General features: G+C 60.0%; 18 protein-coding genes, 2 tRNA genes and 1 pseudogene. 15 read left to right on the forward strand and 6 right to left on the reverse strand.

The window, feature by feature from the left end; translation table 11 throughout:
- Positions 1-211: 211 nt before the first annotated feature.
- Positions 212-1,876: an OFA family MFS transporter gene (locus AC3WMV_RS25880; protein ID WP_103368307.1), complete on the reverse strand. Its 1,665-nt coding sequence runs from the start codon at positions 1,874-1,876 to the stop codon at positions 212-214.
- 223 nt (positions 1,877-2,099) lie between these two features.
- Between AC3WMV_RS25880 and AC3WMV_RS25885 the strand changes: the two genes are divergently transcribed.
- The 6 genes from AC3WMV_RS25885 (at position 2,100) to AC3WMV_RS25910 (ending at position 6,837) form a co-directional block, all read left to right on the forward strand.
- Positions 2,100-2,504: an acetyl-CoA sensor PanZ family protein gene (locus tag AC3WMV_RS25885; RefSeq protein ID WP_103368306.1), complete on the forward strand. Its 405-nt coding sequence runs from the start codon at positions 2,100-2,102 to the stop codon at positions 2,502-2,504.
- A 78-nt stretch (positions 2,505-2,582) separates the two neighbouring features.
- On the forward strand, positions 2,583-4,808 hold the full coding sequence (locus AC3WMV_RS25890; RefSeq protein WP_103368305.1) for an AsmA family protein: 2,226 nt from the start codon (positions 2,583-2,585) through the stop codon (positions 4,806-4,808).
- Positions 4,805-5,872: an A/G-specific adenine glycosylase gene (gene mutY, locus AC3WMV_RS25895; RefSeq protein ID WP_103368304.1), complete on the forward strand. Its 1,068-nt coding sequence runs from the start codon at positions 4,805-4,807 to the stop codon at positions 5,870-5,872. Before AC3WMV_RS25890 ends, mutY begins: the two co-directional genes overlap by 4 nt.
- Entirely contained in the window at positions 5,869-6,141 is a 273-nt protein-coding gene (locus AC3WMV_RS25900) for an oxidative damage protection protein (RefSeq protein ID WP_003220737.1), read from the forward strand. Before mutY ends, AC3WMV_RS25900 begins: the two co-directional genes overlap by 4 nt.
- Before the next feature lie 103 nt (positions 6,142-6,244).
- Positions 6,245-6,320 (forward strand) — tRNA-Phe (locus AC3WMV_RS25905).
- A gap of 166 nt (positions 6,321-6,486) precedes the next feature.
- Complete coding sequence (locus tag AC3WMV_RS25910) at positions 6,487-6,837, forward strand: hypothetical protein (RefSeq protein WP_103368303.1); 351 nt, start codon at positions 6,487-6,489, stop codon at positions 6,835-6,837.
- A gap of 47 nt (positions 6,838-6,884) precedes the next feature.
- Here the strand turns inward: AC3WMV_RS25910 and AC3WMV_RS25915 are convergent, their stop codons facing one another.
- The gene (locus AC3WMV_RS25915; RefSeq protein WP_103368302.1) at positions 6,885-7,334 is read right to left on the reverse strand and encodes a hypothetical protein; all 450 of its coding nucleotides are present in this window, start codon (positions 7,332-7,334) and stop codon (positions 6,885-6,887) included.
- Between the two features lie 265 nt (positions 7,335-7,599).
- Between AC3WMV_RS25915 and AC3WMV_RS25920 the strand changes: the two genes are divergently transcribed.
- The 3 genes from AC3WMV_RS25920 to AC3WMV_RS25930 are packed head-to-tail and all read left to right on the forward strand — an operon-like array spanning position 7,600 to position 9,451.
- The gene (locus AC3WMV_RS25920) at positions 7,600-8,550 is read left to right on the forward strand and encodes an alpha/beta hydrolase family protein (RefSeq protein WP_103368301.1); all 951 of its coding nucleotides are present in this window, start codon (positions 7,600-7,602) and stop codon (positions 8,548-8,550) included.
- Between the two features lie 28 nt (positions 8,551-8,578).
- A complete protein-coding gene (locus tag AC3WMV_RS25925) occupies positions 8,579-8,992 on the forward strand; it encodes a hypothetical protein (RefSeq protein ID WP_103368300.1) in 414 nt (137 codons plus the stop codon).
- A gap of 6 nt (positions 8,993-8,998) precedes the next feature.
- Complete coding sequence (locus tag AC3WMV_RS25930) at positions 8,999-9,451, forward strand: hypothetical protein (protein ID WP_103368299.1); 453 nt, start codon at positions 8,999-9,001, stop codon at positions 9,449-9,451.
- 70 nt (positions 9,452-9,521) lie between these two features.
- On the opposite strand, the gene gabP is transcribed toward AC3WMV_RS25930, so the two are convergent.
- Positions 9,522-10,913, reverse strand: a complete 1,392-nt coding sequence (gabP, locus tag AC3WMV_RS25935) for a GABA permease (protein ID WP_027611243.1) — start codon at positions 10,911-10,913, stop codon at positions 9,522-9,524.
- 552 nt (positions 10,914-11,465) lie between these two features.
- Here gabP and AC3WMV_RS25940 point away from each other — a divergent pair.
- From AC3WMV_RS25940 to AC3WMV_RS25965, 6 genes are all read left to right on the forward strand, one after another.
- On the forward strand, positions 11,466-12,239 hold the full coding sequence (locus tag AC3WMV_RS25940) for an ABC transporter ATP-binding protein (RefSeq protein ID WP_007961695.1): 774 nt from the start codon (positions 11,466-11,468) through the stop codon (positions 12,237-12,239).
- A 13-nt stretch (positions 12,240-12,252) separates the two neighbouring features.
- A complete protein-coding gene (locus AC3WMV_RS25945) occupies positions 12,253-13,002 on the forward strand; it encodes an ABC transporter substrate-binding protein (RefSeq protein ID WP_095137950.1) in 750 nt (249 codons plus the stop codon).
- Between the two features lie 77 nt (positions 13,003-13,079).
- Positions 13,080-13,775 carry an ABC transporter permease gene (locus AC3WMV_RS25950; protein ID WP_007961693.1) on the forward strand — a complete coding sequence of 232 codons (696 nt, stop codon included), beginning with the start codon at positions 13,080-13,082 and terminating at the stop codon, positions 13,773-13,775.
- On the forward strand, positions 13,772-14,461 hold the full coding sequence (locus tag AC3WMV_RS25955; protein WP_103368298.1) for an ABC transporter permease: 690 nt from the start codon (positions 13,772-13,774) through the stop codon (positions 14,459-14,461). Before AC3WMV_RS25950 ends, AC3WMV_RS25955 begins: the two co-directional genes overlap by 4 nt.
- On the forward strand, positions 14,442-15,677 hold the full coding sequence (locus AC3WMV_RS25960) for a methyltransferase (RefSeq protein ID WP_103368297.1): 1,236 nt from the start codon (positions 14,442-14,444) through the stop codon (positions 15,675-15,677). The genes AC3WMV_RS25955 and AC3WMV_RS25960 overlap by 20 nt, the downstream gene beginning before the upstream one ends.
- A gap of 419 nt (positions 15,678-16,096) precedes the next feature.
- Positions 16,097-16,172 (forward strand) — tRNA-Thr (locus AC3WMV_RS25965).
- A gap of 118 nt (positions 16,173-16,290) precedes the next feature.
- On the opposite strand, the pseudogene AC3WMV_RS25970 reads toward AC3WMV_RS25965, so the two are convergent.
- The 3 genes and pseudogenes from AC3WMV_RS25970 to AC3WMV_RS25980 form a co-directional block, all read right to left on the reverse strand.
- Positions 16,291-16,416 (reverse strand): annotated as a pseudogene (locus AC3WMV_RS25970) (helix-turn-helix domain-containing protein); the annotation flags it as partial.
- Between the two features lie 64 nt (positions 16,417-16,480).
- Positions 16,481-17,161, reverse strand: coding sequence for an RES family NAD+ phosphorylase (locus AC3WMV_RS25975; protein ID WP_103368296.1), 681 nt, complete (start codon positions 17,159-17,161; stop codon positions 16,481-16,483).
- Complete coding sequence (locus AC3WMV_RS25980; RefSeq protein WP_103368295.1) at positions 17,158-17,568, reverse strand: MbcA/ParS/Xre antitoxin family protein; 411 nt, start codon at positions 17,566-17,568, stop codon at positions 17,158-17,160. The genes AC3WMV_RS25975 and AC3WMV_RS25980 overlap by 4 nt, the downstream gene beginning before the upstream one ends.
- Positions 17,569-17,822: the final 254 nt, after the last annotated feature.

The following is a 17,822-nucleotide window of genomic DNA, read 5'->3' on the forward strand; positions in this document are numbered from 1 at the left end:
GGCCGAAACAGAAACACGCGACGTGATATGCCTGACGGATAGAACGCCCGGCTGTCGCGGGTAGACATGTCCATACAAGCCATTACAGGCACCCCGAAAACAACTGTAGGAGTGAGCCTGCTCGCGATGAGGGCGTGACAGCCAACATTTCCGTGACTGTCAGACCGCTATCGCGAGCAGGGCTCACTCCTACAGGGGTACTACGTTTTGTTTAGTGAAACAGTACCGCCGTCTTCTGCAGGGTCACCCACACACCCCACGCCAACGGAATACCCACCACCAGCCATGCAGCGATTGCCAGCGGCTTGCTGCCCGGTGCGGCTTTCCACTCCAGCACGGTGCTCGCATCAGCCCCTTTGTCGTGGCCCAGCGCCTGTTCGGCAGCCAGCTCAGCGTCGGTCATGAAGTACTTGTCAGCCACCGGACGCACCAGCAGGTTGCACAGGAAACCCAGCACCAGCAGGCCGGCGAGGATGTACAGGGTGATGTCGTAAGCGGCAGCGCGTTCAACGCCGATGCTCAACTGATACTCACGCAGGTAGTTCACCAGCACCGGGCCGAGCACGCCGGCGGCGGCCCAGGCAGTCAGCAGACGACCGTGGATCGCACCGACCATTTGCGTGCCGAACAGGTCGGCCAGATACGCCGGAACGGTCGCAAAACCACCGCCGTACATCGACAGGATGATGCAGAACGCTGCCACGAACAGCGCTACGTTGCCCAGATGGCCCATGTTCGGAATCAATGCGTACAGGGCAAAACCGAGGGCGAAGAACACGAAGTAGGTGTTTTTGCGACCCAGGTAGTCCGAGAACGAAGCCCAGAAGAAGCGGCCACCGATGTTGAACAGGCTCAGCAGACCGGTGAAGCCGGCAGCGATCGCAGCGATCGAAGCCAGTTGCCCGGCGTCCAGTTGACCGAACGGCACGTCGACGCCCAGCAGCTTGCCGCCGAACACTTCCTGCAGCAGTGGCGAGGCCATGCCGAGGATGCCGATACCGGCCGACACGTTCAGGCACAGCACCAGCCACACCAGACGGAACTGCGGGGTTTTCCACGCCACATTCACGTGCACGTGACGGTGGGTGATCATCGCGTTCGACGCTTTCTTCGCCGGAGCGGTCCAGCCTTCAGGCTTCCAGCCGGTTGGCGGCACGCGGTAGGCCAGGGCGCCACCGATCATGAACACAAAGTAGATCGCCGCCATGGCCACGAAGCTTTGCCACACGCCGACACCGGCAGGCGAAGCGAAGTGGCTCATCAGCGCAGTCGCCAACGGTGCACCGACCATCGCGCCGCCACCGAAGCCCATGATCGCCATGCCGGTCGCCATGCCGCGCTTGTCCGGGAACCACTTGATCAGGGTCGAGACCGGCGAGATATAGCCCAGGCCCAGACCGATACCGCCGATCACGCCGGAGCCGATCCACATCAGCCAGATCTGGTGGGTATAAATCCCCAGTGCCGAGATCAGCAGACCGCCGCACCAGCACAGTGCCGACACCACACCGGCCTTGCGTGGCCCGGCGTGTTCCAGCCAGCCACCCCAGATCGCTGCCGAGCAGCCGAGGAAAATGAAGAACAGGGTGTAGATCCAGCCGAGCATGGAGATCGGCCAGTCACATTGCGAAGAGAAGACCTGAGCGATGAAGCTCATGTCCGGTGCGCAAGCCACTGGCGCGGTGACGCCCAGTGCCTTGGACAACGGCAGCCAGAACACCGAGAAACCGTAGGCCATGCCGATGCACAGGTGGATGGCCAGAGCGGCCGGTGGAACCAGCCAACGGTTGAAACCGGGCTTGGCGATGATGCGTTCCTTGGACAGGAACGCAGGCTGGTCGGCGCGAAGGCCGTCCGCCGTGATGCTCGTGCTCATTGTGTATCCCCCAATTATTAGTATGGTTCGCCAGCCACTGCTCACCCTCGGCCTTTATGCACGCAGGCATGACCGTTTTTTCGGGTGAAGCTCCTTGAAGGCGCGACGTTAAGTCGCAGAAGGACGGACGAACCGGCGAAGGTTACCATTTGCACGTGACAGAAAAACCAAACTGATATCACCTTTTTCATGTCATCTGATCTCGTCCCCACAGGAAAAAGCCATGCCGATCGCTGTCCAAGCGCTGAACGATGCCAGTTACCAGGATCAACAGGACCTGCAAAAAATCTATCGTGACGCTCCGCAATGGCTGTTCGCACCGTATTCCGGGGACGCTCAACTGATCGAAAACAGCCTGGCTGACGGCTCTTTGATTGCAGGACGTTTCAACGATCGCCTGCTCGGTGCAGCACGCCTGACAAGGCACGACAGGATTTGGTACTTGTCACATTTGTGTATACGAAAAGTCACCCGGCGCCGTGGGGTAGCCGAGAGACTGGTGAACCAAGCACAGAAAATGGCGTCGCAAGCGGGTGCCCAACTGCGCCTGCTGGCACCGGCCGGGCACCTTGAAATCCAGGCGCTGGCCGCCAAATTGCAATTGCCGCTGGACCTCATTGCGACATGACAGCGCCCCGAACCGGGCGGATGCAGCGCTATACTCCCCGGCTAAATTACGAATTCGACTAACTACAAGGACTCGCCCATGAAAGCGTTCGGCAAAATCCTGGGTCTGGTACTTCTCGGGCTGTTGCTGATCATTGTGGCGGCGGGCTTCGCCCTGACCCACCTGTTTGATCCCAACGACTATAAAGACGAGATTCGCCAGATAGCCCGCGACAAGGCCCACATCGAGCTGACGCTCAATGGCGATATCGGCTGGAGCCTGTTCCCGTGGCTCGGCCTGGAACTGCATGAGGCCAGCATCGCCACCCTGATCAACCCGACCGAACCGTATGCCGACCTGCAGATGCTCGGCCTGTCCGTGCGCGTGCTGCCGCTGTTGCGCCGCGAAGTGCAGATGAGCGATGTGCGCGTCGAAGGCCTGAACCTGCGCCTCAAACGCGACAAGAACGGCCACGGCAACTGGGAAGACATCGGCAAGCTGCCACCTCCTGCCACGCCTGCCGGCAGCCCGACGCCTGCCGGCCCGCCTGTTGCAGAGGCCCCCGTCCAGCCGGAAAAACCGCCGCAGCCGATCCGCCTCGACATCGACAGCCTGACCGTCAACAACGCCCGTGTTGAATACACCGACGAGCAGACCGGCAAGCAGTACAGCGCCGAAAGCATCCAGCTGAGCACCGGTGCAGTACACGACTCGACCAACATTCCGCTGAAAGCCACGGCGTTCCTCAGCACCAATCAGCCCGTGCTGCGGGTGCGCACCGAGCTCAACGGCGAGCTGCGCATCGAACGCGCCCTGCAACGTTACAAGTTCGAAGACATGAAACTGTCCGGCGAACTGACCGGCGACCCACTACAAGGCAAGGCCATGACCTTCTCCGCCCAAGGCCAGATTTCCCTGGACAAGGCAGCGAACGTCGCCGAATGGACCGGGATCAAGATCTCCGCCAACCAGTTGCGTGCCCTCGGTGAGCTGAAAGCCAACGACCTCGACAAGACCCCGCAGATCACTGGCGGAATCTCGATCGCCCAGTTCGATCTGGCGAAATTTGTCGACAGCATCGGCCAGACGTTGCCAGCCATGGCGCCCGGCAGCCTGAGCAAGGTCGAACTGGTCAGCCGCGTGGCCGCCACGCCAACCAGCGTCGCCTTCGACAACATCAACCTGAAACTCGACGACAGCAGCTTCAGCGGGCGCATTGCCGTGGAAGATTTCGCCAAGCAGTCGCTGCGCGCGATCCTCAAGGCTGACACGTTCGACGTCGACCGCTACCTGCCGCCGAAATCGGAAAAAGCCAAAAACGCCACGCAAGTGCGTCAGGCCGAAGTCGCCAGCACCGAAGCCGATGCCATGGCCGGCGCCGGCAGCACACCGTTGCCGGACAAACCAAGCAAAAGCGCCTGGAGCACCGAGCGTCTGCTGCCGGTCGAGCGTCTGGCCAAACTCGACGTCGATGCCGACCTGACCTTCGGCCAACTGACCCTCGACAAACTGCCGATCCAGAACGCCGCGCTCAAAGCCACCGGCCAGGGCGGCCTGTTGACGTTGGAGAATCTGCGCGGCGGCCTGTACAACGGCGACTTCGAAGCCAAGGGTACCCTCGACGTACGCCCGAGTGCGCCAGTGCTGAACCTGCAAACCAGGATCAACCGCGTGCCGGCCGAGAAAATCCTCGAAAGCCAGGGCAAGAATCCGCCGGTCAAAGGTCTGGTCACGCTGACCAGCAGCCTCACCGGCAGCGGCAACAGCCAACAGGCGCTGATCGAAACCCTCAACGGCAACGCCAGCTTCGTGATCAACAACGGTGTGCTGCTCAATGCCAACCTTGAACAGCAACTGTGCAAAGGCATCGCCACCCTCAACCGCAAAACCCTCAGCGGCGAGCCACGGGGCAAGGACACGCCGTTCCAGGAACTCAAGGGCAACCTGACCTTCCGCAACGGCATCGCCAGCAACCCCGACCTGAAAGTGCGCATCCCCGGCATGACCGTCAACGGCGATGGCGACATCGACCTGCGGGTGCTGGGCATGGATTACCGCGTCGGCATCATCGTCGAAGGCGACACCAGCGCCATGCCGGATCCGGCCTGTCAGGTCGGCGAGAAATTCGTCGGCATCGAGTGGCCGCTGCGCTGCCGCGGCCCATTGGAACTGGGCGCCAAGGCCTGCCGTGTGGACAACGAACGTCTCGGCCAGGTCGCGACCAAAATGGCCGGTGACAAACTCAGCGAGAAGATCGATGAAAAACTTGGCGACAAGGTCAGCCCGGAATTGAAAAACGCATTGAAGGGGCTGTTCAAGCGATGACAGCGGAGCAGTTTTCCACGGCGGTGCTGGAATGGTTTGACCGCCACGGCCGCCACGATTTGCCTTGGCAGCAAGACATCAATCCGTATCGGGTGTGGGTGTCGGAGATCATGTTGCAGCAGACCCAGGTCAGCACCGTGCTCAATTACTTCGACCGCTTCGTGGCCGCGCTGCCAACGGTGCAAGCGCTGGCCGAAGCGCCGGAGGACGAAGTGCTGCACCTGTGGACCGGGCTCGGTTACTACACCCGCGCGCGCAATCTGCAAAAAACCGCGAAGATCGTCGTCAGTCAGTACGGCGGCGAATTTCCGCGGGACGTCGAAAAGCTGACGGATCTGCCGGGGATCGGCCTGTCCACCGCCGGCGCCATCGCCAGCATCAGCATGGGCCTGCGCGCGCCTATCCTCGATGGCAACGTCAAACGCGTTCTGGCGCGTTTTACCGCGCAAGAGGGTTACCCGGGTGAACCGAAGGTCGCCAAACAACTGTGGGCCAACGCAGAGCGTTTCACGCCGCACGATCGGGTCAACGCCTACACCCAGGCGATGATGGATCTCGGCGCCACGTTGTGTACGCGCAGCAAACCGAGCTGCCTGCTGTGTCCGCTGGAAAAGGGCTGCGAGGCGCACATGCTCGGGCTGGAGACGCGCTACCCGATCCCCAAACCGCGCAAGGCCATCCCGCAGAAACGCACGCTGATGCCATTGCTGGCCAACGGCGAAGGCGCGATTCTGCTTTATCGCCGCCCGTCCACGGGGCTTTGGGGCGGTTTATGGAGCCTGCCGGAACTCGACGATCTCGACGACCTGCAACATCTGGCCGCCCAGCACTCGCTGACCATGGGCGAGCAGCAGGCGCTGCCAAGCCTCATCCACACGTTCAGCCATTTCCAGCTGTCCATTGAACCCTGGCTGGTTCAGGTGCAGGAGGCCGGTCAGCACGTGGCCGAGGCCGACTGGCTCTGGTATAACCTCGCCACCCCGCCGCGCCTGGGCCTTGCCGCCCCGGTCAAAACCTTGCTCGAACGCGCGGCCGCCGTATTGAACGCAGGAGAGTCGTCATGACCCGCACCATCATGTGCCGCAAGTACAAAGAAGAACTGCCCGCGCTGGAACGCGCTCCTTTCCCGGGCGCCAAAGGTCAGGATATTTTTGACCACGTCTCGGCCAAGGCCTGGGCTGACTGGCAGAAACACCAGACCCTGCTGATCAACGAAAAGCGTCTGAACATGATGAATGCCGAAGACCGCAAATATCTGCAGGGCGAAATGGACAAGTACTTCTCCGGCGAGGATTACGCCAAGGCGGAAGGCTACGTTCCGCCTGCGGAGTAAACCCGCAAAATCGGGGGGCGGATCGTAAGCGACGGAATTAATTTAAGAAATTTTAAAAAAGTCGTTGACGTAAATCCGAAAAACCCTTTTAATGCGCCCCGTTGCCCAGATAGCTCAGTCGGTAGAGCAGGGGATTGAAAATCCCCGTGTCGGCGGTTCGATTCCGTCTCTGGGCACCAAATACCGAAAACCCTGAATCGCAAGATTCAGGGTTTTTTTATGCCTGCGATTTGATGGCGGCTCAATCCAGTCTTTTTTCTGGGCTGCGCAAATGCGCGACGGGTTTCGAACAAAGGCGATCCGCGCTACTTTGGCCGCACCTTAAGGAAGAGGGTCATCCGCTCGATGAACCAGAAAAGAACCCGCGTCCCCCTGCCCCATCCGCCACCCTATCGCCAGAGCCGGGTGGCATTCTGGCTGACGGTGCTGGTCGGCGTACTGATCGCCTTCCTCATCGCCGCGTCGACTTATCTGATCATCCACAGCTTGATCAGCGGCTCCATCACCACCTGGAACCGATCGGGCCCACGCCATACCTACACCCTCGCGCTGCAACCCCGAATGTTCTGGTTCGAGATCGTGTCGCAGTGCGTCGGCACCGTATTCCTGATAGCCGTCGGCTGGATTGGATTGTGGATTCACCGAATGGCGCGCGAGCCCAGTGACAAGCAGCAGGCCAAGCGTACGCGGGGATAAAGGAAGGCGCGGGATACCCGCGCCTCGACTTTCAATTACACCCAACGTTATCCAGCGTCATTCCAATGGAACACCAGATTGCGCGCAGTGCCGCTGCCAACGTCTGTCACGTCACGCCGTGTTTCGCCATTGCGCGTGGCGACCACGGTGTACTTACCGGGCGGCAATTGCACGTACACCAGCGGCCCCGTTTGGGTGAGGGTCAGCACGGTTTGCCCCGGTGCCTTTTGAATCGTCACATCGACATCAGCGGTGTACTGGTCTTGCGCGCCCACCGCGAACGTCATGTGCAGGTTGTAGCCAGGGGCTTGCTGAATGGCTTTTGACTCGTCCAGGCCAATCCCGCCGGACAGGTAGTTGATGCCGTTTTGCTGTTGTTGCTGGACTTGCACGCCGGCACTGTCGACCGGGTCCAGGTTGGCCGCCTGCAACATCGCCGGAAAGGCCAATGCCGCCACCGCCGCGATGGGCAGCAGGAATGAAAGAACGCGCTTCATGATGACGACTCCCGGGCTCTTGTAGAGCCCAACCGTTACTCCTTATTTGATCCGGCTAGGGAAGCACGTGTTTTAGAATGATTGGAACTTGGCCTGTGTACGAAATGGACTACGCCTGCAGGACTGCATTGATTTTGTGACGCAGTGCGTCACGAATTCTCGAAAGCGCACTGCCTGCGGATCTGAAACGCAGCGCGTTCCGAATCGTTGCATTTACGCCTTGATGAAGCTCATGCTCAGGAGATCCCGCAAAGACCGAGTCCTTATGAACTCATGCAGCACTGCGCTCACCCACAGCGCCGTTATCGTCAATGAGCTCTTCCATGAGGCCGCGGCCGACGACTTTGTCCTTGGCGGCTTCACCTGGCGTCACGCCCTGCCTGACCCGCAACGCCCCGTAGTCATAATCAACGCCGCCACCTCGGTACGCTGCCGACACTACACGCGCTTCGCCGATTACCTGTTCGCCAACGGCTTCGACGTGATCACCTACGACTACCGCGGCATCGGCGAATCGCGTCCGGCAACCCTGAAAGACCTTGAGGCTACATGGACCGATTGGGGCGCGCTGGATTTCGAAGCGATGCTCAAGCGCGCTCAACGGGAATTCCCCGGCCAGCCCATCGATGTGGTCGGCCACAGTTTCGGCGGTTGCGCGGCGGGACTTGGCAAGTCCGGGCAGGTCATTCGTCGACTGGTGACAGTCGGCGCGCAGTTCGCTTACTGGCGCGACTATGCGCCGGCACAGCGCTGGCGCATGTTTGGTAAATGGCATTTGCTGATGCCGCTGCTGACGCGGCTCTGTGGCTATTTCCCGGGCAAACGCCTCGGCTGGCTCGAGGATACGCCAGCAGGCGTCGTACGCGACTGGAGCACGCCTGCCGCGCGCTACGAGCAGCGTCCGAGCGGCCGCCGACTGCTGAAAGCAAGCGGTCGCCTGCCCTTCGCCAATGTCCGCGCAAAGACCTTGGCGATCAGCATCAGCGACGACCCTTACGGCACGATCCCGGCCATCGAACGCCTGCTCGGCTACTTCAGTCATGCGCACAAAACCCACTTGCGCATCGCGCCGCAGGACATCGGCGAACAACAAGTCGGACATTTCGCCTTTTTTCGCAGCGCATACCAAGCCACACTATGGCCCATTGCTCTGACCTGGCTGCAAACCGGCGAGTTGGCCCCCGGCACACCCGGGCGGCCAGTGCCACGCAGCTGAGCCCTTTCAACGCACGACGGAACACACCATGGCCTCCGCCAACAAGCAGCAAAAACGCGCCGCCCGGGCCAAGACCAAGGCCAAGCAAAACCGCAGCAAACGCGCCGAGGCGCCGGTCGAACTCGACCCGAACGATGACCGTATCGACTTCGAGTCGGTGGACCTGACCGAGCTGTTCAAGAAAATGATCGACGCCGAGAAGATCAGCCAGCAAGCCATGTGCACCGCGTTCCTCGAAGACCCTTTGCTGGGGCTGGTTTACGAGCAGGAAGGCGAAGAAGGCGCGATGGATTTCATCCTCGCCGCGCTGATCGAGTATCGCCAGTGGTCAAAAGAAACTGACGAAGCCGGCGCCCTGGCGTGGATCGAATCCCCGGCCTTCCAGGCCGACTATGTGGCGGCGTCCGACGCGATCGCCGCACAAACCCAACAGAAGAACTGAGTTCCCATGGCATCCCTGAACAAGCAACAGAAACGCGCCAAACGCGCCAAGGCCAAAGCCAAGCACATCCGCATGGTCGGCCGTAAGCCGCTGGACCAGGACGACAACCTCGGGCATCTGGACGAGCCGATCCCGGAATACACCCTGGCGATGTTCAGCAAAATGCGCGAAGCCGAAGCCGTCAGCCGCAACGAAATGCTGCTGACCCTGCTGCGCGAACTGGCGTTCATCATCGTTGACCATCCAGAGCTGCTGGATATGGAAAATGCCGAGAACGAAGGCATGGCCGCCACTCACCTGGCCGCCGACATGCTGATCGACTACCGCATGTGGGCCGACGGCATGGACATCGAAACCGCCCAGGCCTGGCTGACCGAGCCACAGTTCATCACCGATTTCGGGATTGCGCTGGATACTTACGGCAAGTCGCTGGACACCCAGGAAGACAAGGGCGAATAAACCCCGCGCACAAACAAAAACGGCCGCTCGTCATCACTGACAGCGGCCGTTTTGCATTACGCGTTGCGGATCAGTTCAGCACCACCGCACCACGGTTTTCCAGCTTGCGGCGGCGCGCCACCAGCAGGCCGGCGGCGACTACCATGAGGCTCAGCAGGCCGGTTGCGAGGATTTCCACGCGGTGGGCTTCCTGGAACAGCATGATGGTCAGGGCGGCGACGATGAAGATGATCACCGCGTAGGTCAGGCCCGGGAACAGCCACATGCTGAAGACGATTTTCTCGCCGCGAGCCATGCGTTGTTTACGCATGCGCAGTTGCGAGAACGCGATCACCAGGTACACCAGCAGCGCGATGGCGCCGGAGCTGGCCAGCAGGAATTCGAACACGGCAGCCGGGGCCACATAGTTGGCGAAGGTGCAGAGGAACGCCGCGCCGGTCGACAGCATGACGGCCCAGTAAGGCGTACCGCTTTTGTTGACCCGAGTTGACATGGCCGGTGCGTCACCGCGCTTGCCGAGGGAGAACAGCATGCGCGACGAGGTGTACAGCGCCGAGTTCAGGCAGCTGGTTACCGCGACCAGCACCACGATGTCGACGATCATTTTCGCGTTCGGAATGCCCATGCGCTCAAGCACGGTCTGGTAGGAACCGAGGTTGGCCAGCGTAGGATCGTTCCACGGTACCAGGGCCACAACGATGAAGATCGATACGAGGTAGAACAGGCCGATCCGCCAGATCACCGAGTTGGTGGCCTTGGAAATCTGCTTGCCCGGGTTCTTCGATTCCGCAGCCGCGATGGTCACGATTTCGGTACCCATGAACGAGAACATGGTGGTCAGGATTGCACCCAGCACCGCGCCCATGCCGTTTGGCAGGAAGCCGCCGGAATCAAACAGGTGCGAAACACCGCTGACCTGGCTGTTCGGCAGGAAGCCGAAAACGGCCGCAAGACCCAGCGCGATGAAGCCGATGATCGCCAGGACTTTGATCAAGGCAAACCAGAATTCGAATTCACCGTAGTTTTTCACGCTGAACAGGTTGGTGACCGTCAGCAGCATGGTGATGATCAGTGCAAACGCCCAGATCTCGATCCCCGGGAACCAGGCATGGAGGATGGTCGCGGCGGCGTTGGCTTCCAGTGGAATCACCAATACCCAGAACCACCAGTACAACCAGCCGATGGTGAAACCGGCCCAGTGCCCGATGGCACGGTCGGCGTATGTCGAGAACGAACCGGTGTCGGGCGAGGCGACAGCCATCTCACCGAGCATGCGCATCACCAGCACCACCAGAGTACCGGCGGCGGCGTAGGCCAGCAGCACGGCGGGGCCGGCGGCAGCGATCGCGTGGCCGGAGCCAACGAACAGACCGGCGCCGATAACACCGGCGATCGACAACATGGTCACATGACGCGGTTTGAGCCCCTGTTCGAGGCCATTGGAGCTTGGGGTACTGCTCATCGGAACTACCTTTGCGAGGAAAGCGATTGCGTCCGTCCTGTCTGGTTTTCCTTCTCGTAAAAAGAAACCAACAGGGCGTTCCAGATTCTGCACGCAATAAATGCGCCAAAATGTTTCAAACTCTTCTGGGCCGCGGTTTTCAGCGAGACCGGACAGTCATCGCAAGTCATTGGAATGAATGGCAATTCGCCAGAGCGTTACCCTGCGACTCACTTTTCAGACGAATTAGCGCACCAGAAACACACTGAAAAAGTACGGGATGCACAATAAAAGGGCGAATCGTGTACGTTCAGCCGGATAGCGCTTCCAACACCCCGCCAAAGCTGGCAACATCGCGCCTTTTTTTACGCAACGCCCACGGGTTTTCACGATCAAACACCCGTTCGGTTGTTGATGGGGCGACAGTCTGCTGTGCCGATGCGACAACCTGCCACACGCCATCCGCTTACCGCCCGTAGCGCTGTTGGCTGCCATTGAAACGCTATGCTAGCTTGGCCGCCTCGCCAGGAAGGCCCGCCAACAGCAGGAGCGCAACATATATGAGGAACGCACATGGCTGAGGCCACGCCCGCGCTTGAAATCCGCAACTTGCACAAACGCTACGGACAGCTTGAGGTGCTCAAAGGCATCTCGCTGACCGCCCGCGACGGCGATGTGATCTCGATCCTCGGTTCCTCCGGTTCCGGCAAGTCCACGTTCCTGCGTTGCATCAACCTGTTGGAAAACCCGCACCAGGGTCAGATTCTGGTGGCCGGGGAAGAACTCAAGCTCAAGCCCGCCAAGAATGGCGAACTGGTTGCCGCTGATGGCAAACAGATCAATCGCCTGCGTTCCGAGATAGGTTTTGTATTTCAAAACTTTAATCTGTGGCCGCACATGAGTGTGCTCGACAACATCATCGAGGCCCCGCGCCGCGTGCTCGGCCAGAGCAAGGCCGAGGCGATCGAAGTCGCCGAAGCGCTGCTGGCCAAGGTCGGTATCGCCGACAAGCGCCACGCCTACCCGGCGCAACTGTCCGGCGGTCAACAACAACGCGCGGCGATCGCCCGCACGCTGGCGATGCAGCCGAAGGTGATTCTGTTCGACGAGCCCACCTCCGCCCTTGACCCGGAAATGGTTCAGGAAGTACTTAGTGTCATCCGCGCACTGGCCGAAGAAGGCCGCACCATGTTGTTGGTGACCCACGAAATGGGCTTTGCCCGTCAGGTCTCCAGCGAAGTGGTGTTCCTCCACCAGGGGCTGGTGGAAGAGCAAGGATCGCCTCAGCAGGTGTTCGAAAACCCGCTTTCGGCGCGCTGCAAACAATTCATGTCCAGCAACCGCTAACGGAGCAACATGCATGCAGAATTTTAAAAAGGTCTTCCTGGCCGCCGCCGTCACCCTCGCGTTCAGCGCCGGAGCCATGGCCGAGACCCTGAAGATGGGCATCGAAGCGGCGTACCCGCCGTTCAACAACAAAGACGCCAGCGGCAACGTGGTCGGCTTCGACAAAGACATCGGCGACGCCCTGTGCGCCAAGATGAAAGTCGAGTGCAGCGTGGTTACCTCCGACTGGGACGGCATCATTCCTGCGCTGAACGCCAAGAAGTTCGACTTCCTGGTCTCCTCGCTGTCGATCACCGAAGAGCGCAAGGGCGCGGTGGATTTCACCGACCCGTACTACTCGAACAAACTGCAGTTCATCGCACCAAAAGATAAAGAGTTCAAAACCGACAAGGATTCGCTCAAAGGCAAGATCATCGGCACCCAGCGCGCAACGCTCGCCGGTACCTGGCTGGAGGACACCTACGGTAGCGATATCGAAGTCAAACTCTACGACACCCAGGAAAACGCCTACCTGGACCTGACCTCCGGTCGTGTCGACGCGATCCTGGCCGACAAGTACGCCAACTACGACTGGCTGAAAAGCGACGCCGGCAAGAACTATGAGTTCAAGGGCGATGCTGTCGTTGAAAGCGACAAAATCGGCATCGCCGTGCGCAAAGGTGATCCACTGCGTGAGAAGCTGAACGCCGCGCTGAAGGAAATCGTCGCTGACGGTACCTACAAGAAGATCAACGACAAGTACTTCCCGTTCAGCATCTATTGATCTGACCTGCGGGACTGGCGCCGTGATCCGACGGCGCCGGCTCCCGGCCTTGCCTGCCGCGATTTGAAAAGAAATCCATGATTATCGACCTCTACGGATTCGGCCCGGCCCTCGCCGCCGGTGCGCTGATGACCGTCAAACTGGCGCTGACGGCCCTGTGCCTGGGACTGGTGCTCGGTCTGCTCGGCGCCTTGGCCAAGACTTCCCCGTACAAGCCGCTGCAATGGCTTGGCGGCACTTATTCGACGCTGGTGCGTGGCGTCCCGGAATTGCTCTGGGTGCTGTTGATCTACTTCGGTACGGTCAACCTGATGCGTAGCCTCGGTGAGTTTTTCGGCAATCCCGACCTGCAACTCAGCGCCTTCGCCGCCGGCGTGATTGCGCTGGGCCTGTGCTTCGGCGCCTACGCCACGGAAGTGTTCCGCGGCGCGATCCTTGCCATTCCCAAAGGCCATCGCGAAGCGGGTGTGGCGCTGGGACTGTCGAAATGGCGGATCTTCACCAAGCTGATCATGCCGCAGATGTGGCGCATCGCCCTGCCCGGCCTGGGCAACCTGTTCATGATCCTGATGAAAGACACCGCGCTGGTCTCGGTCATCGGCCTGGAAGAGATCATGCGTCACGCACAGATCGGCGTGACCGTGTCGAAACAACCGTTCACCTTCTATCTGGTGGCGGCGGTCATGTACCTGGGCCTCACCGTGCTGGCGATGACCGGCATGCACTTCCTGGAAAAACGCGCCGCTCGCGGCTTTGCGAGGAGCGCTTCATGAACTGGGAAGTGATCATCAAGTGGCTGCCGAAACTGGCGCAGGGCGCGACCCTGACCTTGGAGCTGGTGACGATTGCCGTGATTGCCGGCCTGTTGCTGGCCATTCCGCTGGGCATCGCCCGCTCCTCAAAGCTGTGGTATGTGCGCGCCTTGCCCTACGCCTACATCTTCTTTTTCCGTGGCACGCCGTTGCTGGTGCAACTGTTCCTCGTCTACTACGGCCTGGCGCAATTCGATGCAGTACGTAACAGCGCGTTGTGGCCGTACCTGCGCGATCCGTTCTGGTGTACCACCGCGACCATGACCCTGCACACGGCGGCGTACATCGCGGAGATCCTGCGCGGCGCGATTCAGGCGATTCCACCCGGCGAGATCGAAGCGGCGCGAGCGCTGGGCATGTCCAAACCCAAGGCGATGTTCTACATCATGCTGCCGCGAGCGGCGCGCATCGGTCTGCCGGCCTACAGCAATGAAGTGATCCTGATGCTCAAGGCCAGCGCGCTGGCGAGTACCGTGACCCTGCTGGAACTGACCGGCATGGCCCGCACGATCATCGCCCGCACCTACCTGCCGGTGGAAATCTTCTTCGCCGCCGGCGTGTTCTATCTGCTGATGTCCTACGTGCTGGTGCGCGGCTTCAAGCTGCTGGAGCGCTGGTTGCGCGTCGATGCCTGCCAAGGGCGTTGATACTTCCCACGTGCTGACGGGCGAGGACCTACTCGCCCGTTTCACCGCGCTGGATGCTTTTCTGATTGAGCATCAGGCGCTGTGGAAACCTCGTCCGTTCACCTATCTTTCGCTTCCATGGGAAACCGCCTACCCCGAATTGGCTTCGTGGCTACGCGGACGAACGCTGGAAGATGCAGAGCGGGCGCATAACCATCCTGCCGGTCTGGGGGACGCCCCGGAGCCGTTCGCCTCATTGGCGGCCTTGTCGGCTGAGCTGAGCGCGGTCGGTGAGTTGCCGGAACATGCGCTGGAAGCCGCAGGTCACCGATTGAATGTCGATGTGCCGGGGCGCAAGTGGCAGCAGATCGAAGCCTTTGCCAGTCGTTTGTCTTTCGCCTCGCCGCCGACGCACTGGCTGGACTGGTGTTCCGGCAAGGGACATCTGGGCCGACGCCTGTTGGGTACGGGGCAACAACTGACTTGTATCGAATACGATCCGGCGTTGGTCGCCAGTGGTCAGGCATTAAGTCAGCGCCTTCATTTGCACGCCCTGCATGTCGAGCAGGATGTACTGGCGGCAGACGCAGCGAGCGTTATAAGTGCTCAGCACACCCCGGTCGCCCTGCACGCCTGCGGCGATCTGCATGTGCGCCTGATGCAACTGGCGAGCGCTGCAGGATGTCAGCAGATGGCCATCGCCCCGTGCTGCTACAACCGGATCAATCGCAGCGAGTACCAGGCATTGTCCTCAGCGGGTTTGCGATCCGCCCTACAGCTCTCGCTCGAAGATCTTTCGCTGCCCATGAGCGAAACCGTCACCGCCGGTGCAAGAGTCCGACGTCAGCGCGACACCTCCATGGCCCGACGCCTGGCTTTCGATTTGCTGCAACGGCAAGTGCGCTGCGTAGACGAATACCTGCCCACCCCGTCCCTGCCCAGCGCCTGGCTGGAAAAAACCTTCGCCGATTACTGCCGCGATCTGGCTGCATTGAAGGAGTTATCCACAATCGGCACGCCAGACTGGCAGGCACTGGAAGCCGCCGGTTGGCAGCGGTTGGCCGAAGTTCGCAACCTGGAATTACTGCGCGGACTGTTCCGACGACCGCTGGAGCTTTGGCTGAATCTTGATCGAGCCATTTTCCTCGCCGAACAGGGATACGTCGTACGCCTCGGCACCTTCTGCGACGCACCGCTGACTCCGCGTAATTTCCTGCTGTTGGCCGAGCGCGCTTGAAATCTTTACAGCCTGTGGATAACTCTGTTGATGCTTTTCCCGTGGATCCAATATTCACGGCCGTTAGACCGCTTAAACAGCATTGGTCATTTTTTGTTCATATTGATAAAAAACCTGTAAAACAGGGATTTGCGCACAAAATGAGAACGTGTCCACAAAATCCCCTGCAACGCAATCGTAGCGCCCATCCGTTGTGCATAAGCTTCCAATCAAAAGGACATAAACGGGTGAAATTGGTGCATGAATAGCGCAGAAATCCTGCCATTACTCTTATGCTGGATTGACGTCGAACAGCCCGATTTGGCGGCTTAAAACCCAGTGACAAAGCCCACACCGCCCCTGATCCAGCGCCTGCGTAAAAATAGTCTGAATTCAGGGGTTTACAGAACCAACCCAATCGCTATAATCGTCGCCCACACGCCGGTATAGCTCAGTTGGTAGAGCAACTGACTTGTAATCAGTAGGTCCCGGGTTCGACTCCTGGTGCCGGCACCATACAAAACGAAGCCCCTGCAGAAATGCAGGGGCTTTGTTGTTTCTGGTACGTCCACATTACGTCCACACTGCCTCAAGCCTGTGAAGCCCCAAATCGTCATTGATCTGGATGGCTCGTTATCGAGGGATGTGCTTCTGCCGGTGCGGGGCGCGGCACCTTGGTTACACGTACAGCTTTACCGGCCTTCATCTGACGTACAGATTCCAGCAAATCCCTCCGGAATTGTTCCAATTCATTGAGCATTAATGAGTTTTCTCATTCGGTTGCTCAGGTCGGCTACGAGCAGGCTGTCGAATAAGATCGCGCTTCAAACCTGACTGATCTCAAACACATACGAAATCCTGCGCTGACTCGCACTCCACACATACCGCAAATGCTTTCCCTGCTTCGGAATCGACACCGCTGGCGGCCGGAAAGCGGCGACACATTCGTGGCCCGGCAGGCGAACGCTGTTGTAGAGCATCCCCCACGATTCAGACTCGCGCAGTTGTCGGGCAAATGCCTGGGATGGGCCATAGGCTTCCGGATCGGGTTGATGCAAATGTGCAAAACCATCACGAACATCATGCAGCGGCTTAACCACACGATTGACGTAAGTACGCATGGTCAACTCAAGGTCCGCTTCGTTGGTGGCCGCGAGGAAACGCTCCTGGTGATAGCAGGTTTCGGCGATGGCCGCGGCCTGGCTGCTGGCGGCGTAGTAGACACCGAAGGTGCCATCGGTGAAGCGACTGCTTTTGCCGATGTGGGTGAACGCCGCCATCACCGGGGTTGAACCGGGGCCGGAGAGCCGGTCTTCGGGGCGCACGCGGGCGAGGACGCCGGCCTGTTCGATCAGGCGATCGTTGGTCAGCGCTTCCAGCGCGTAGGCGATTTCCAGGTCTTCGGGGTCGAGCACGTCTTCAAATAGTGCAATCGGCGGGAAGCTGCTGTTGACGATCCGGTAGGCCTTGGGCCATCGCGGATCGGCCAGTGGCGGGGCCTTCAACCGCGCACCCCGTCGAGGTAGCGGCGCACGTCGGCGATATCGACCACCCTCCCCGCCAGCATGTAATCCAGCGCGGTCCGGCCATTGAATGGCGCCGCCGTGTTCGGGCTGCTGACCCATGTGTAGGCGCGCTCGCGGTTGTTGCTGAAGATGATGCTCAATGCCTTGTGAATGCCCATCAGGTACGAGATACGCTCCAGCGTGTCGTGTGGCAGGCGAATGTTCGGCGGCAGGTGTTTGTACTTGTAGAATGTGGTGTTGCCGACGCCGCCCAGCAGCGTGCGCTGCTGCTCGGCGTTGCAGCCCCAGCGTTCCATGAGGTTGAAGAAGAACTTCAGCGCGACGCGCCCGGCTTCGGGGACGTCGAGTTGTTCACGCGGGGTGAGGGCTGGGGATGAGGTAGGCATGATTGTCCTTCTAAGCGGGTCCGCAAGATGAGCGTAGTACACATATGAATTTTTTACATGAAATTATTCGCATACGAATAAACGCCTAAGAATTTCCAAGTTGACACGTTAATGTTCCGTGGCAGAGGATCTGCCTCAAGAGCGCGAAACCGACTGCCATCAGGTGGCGATAGTCGGCGTTAGGAACCCCGTTGATGACCTGAAGATCAGCGCTCGGGTGAGACCTCTACCCTTGTTCAAGGGAGCAAAAAGCC

The organism is Pseudomonas sp. FW305-3-2-15-E-TSA4, assembly GCF_058787295.1.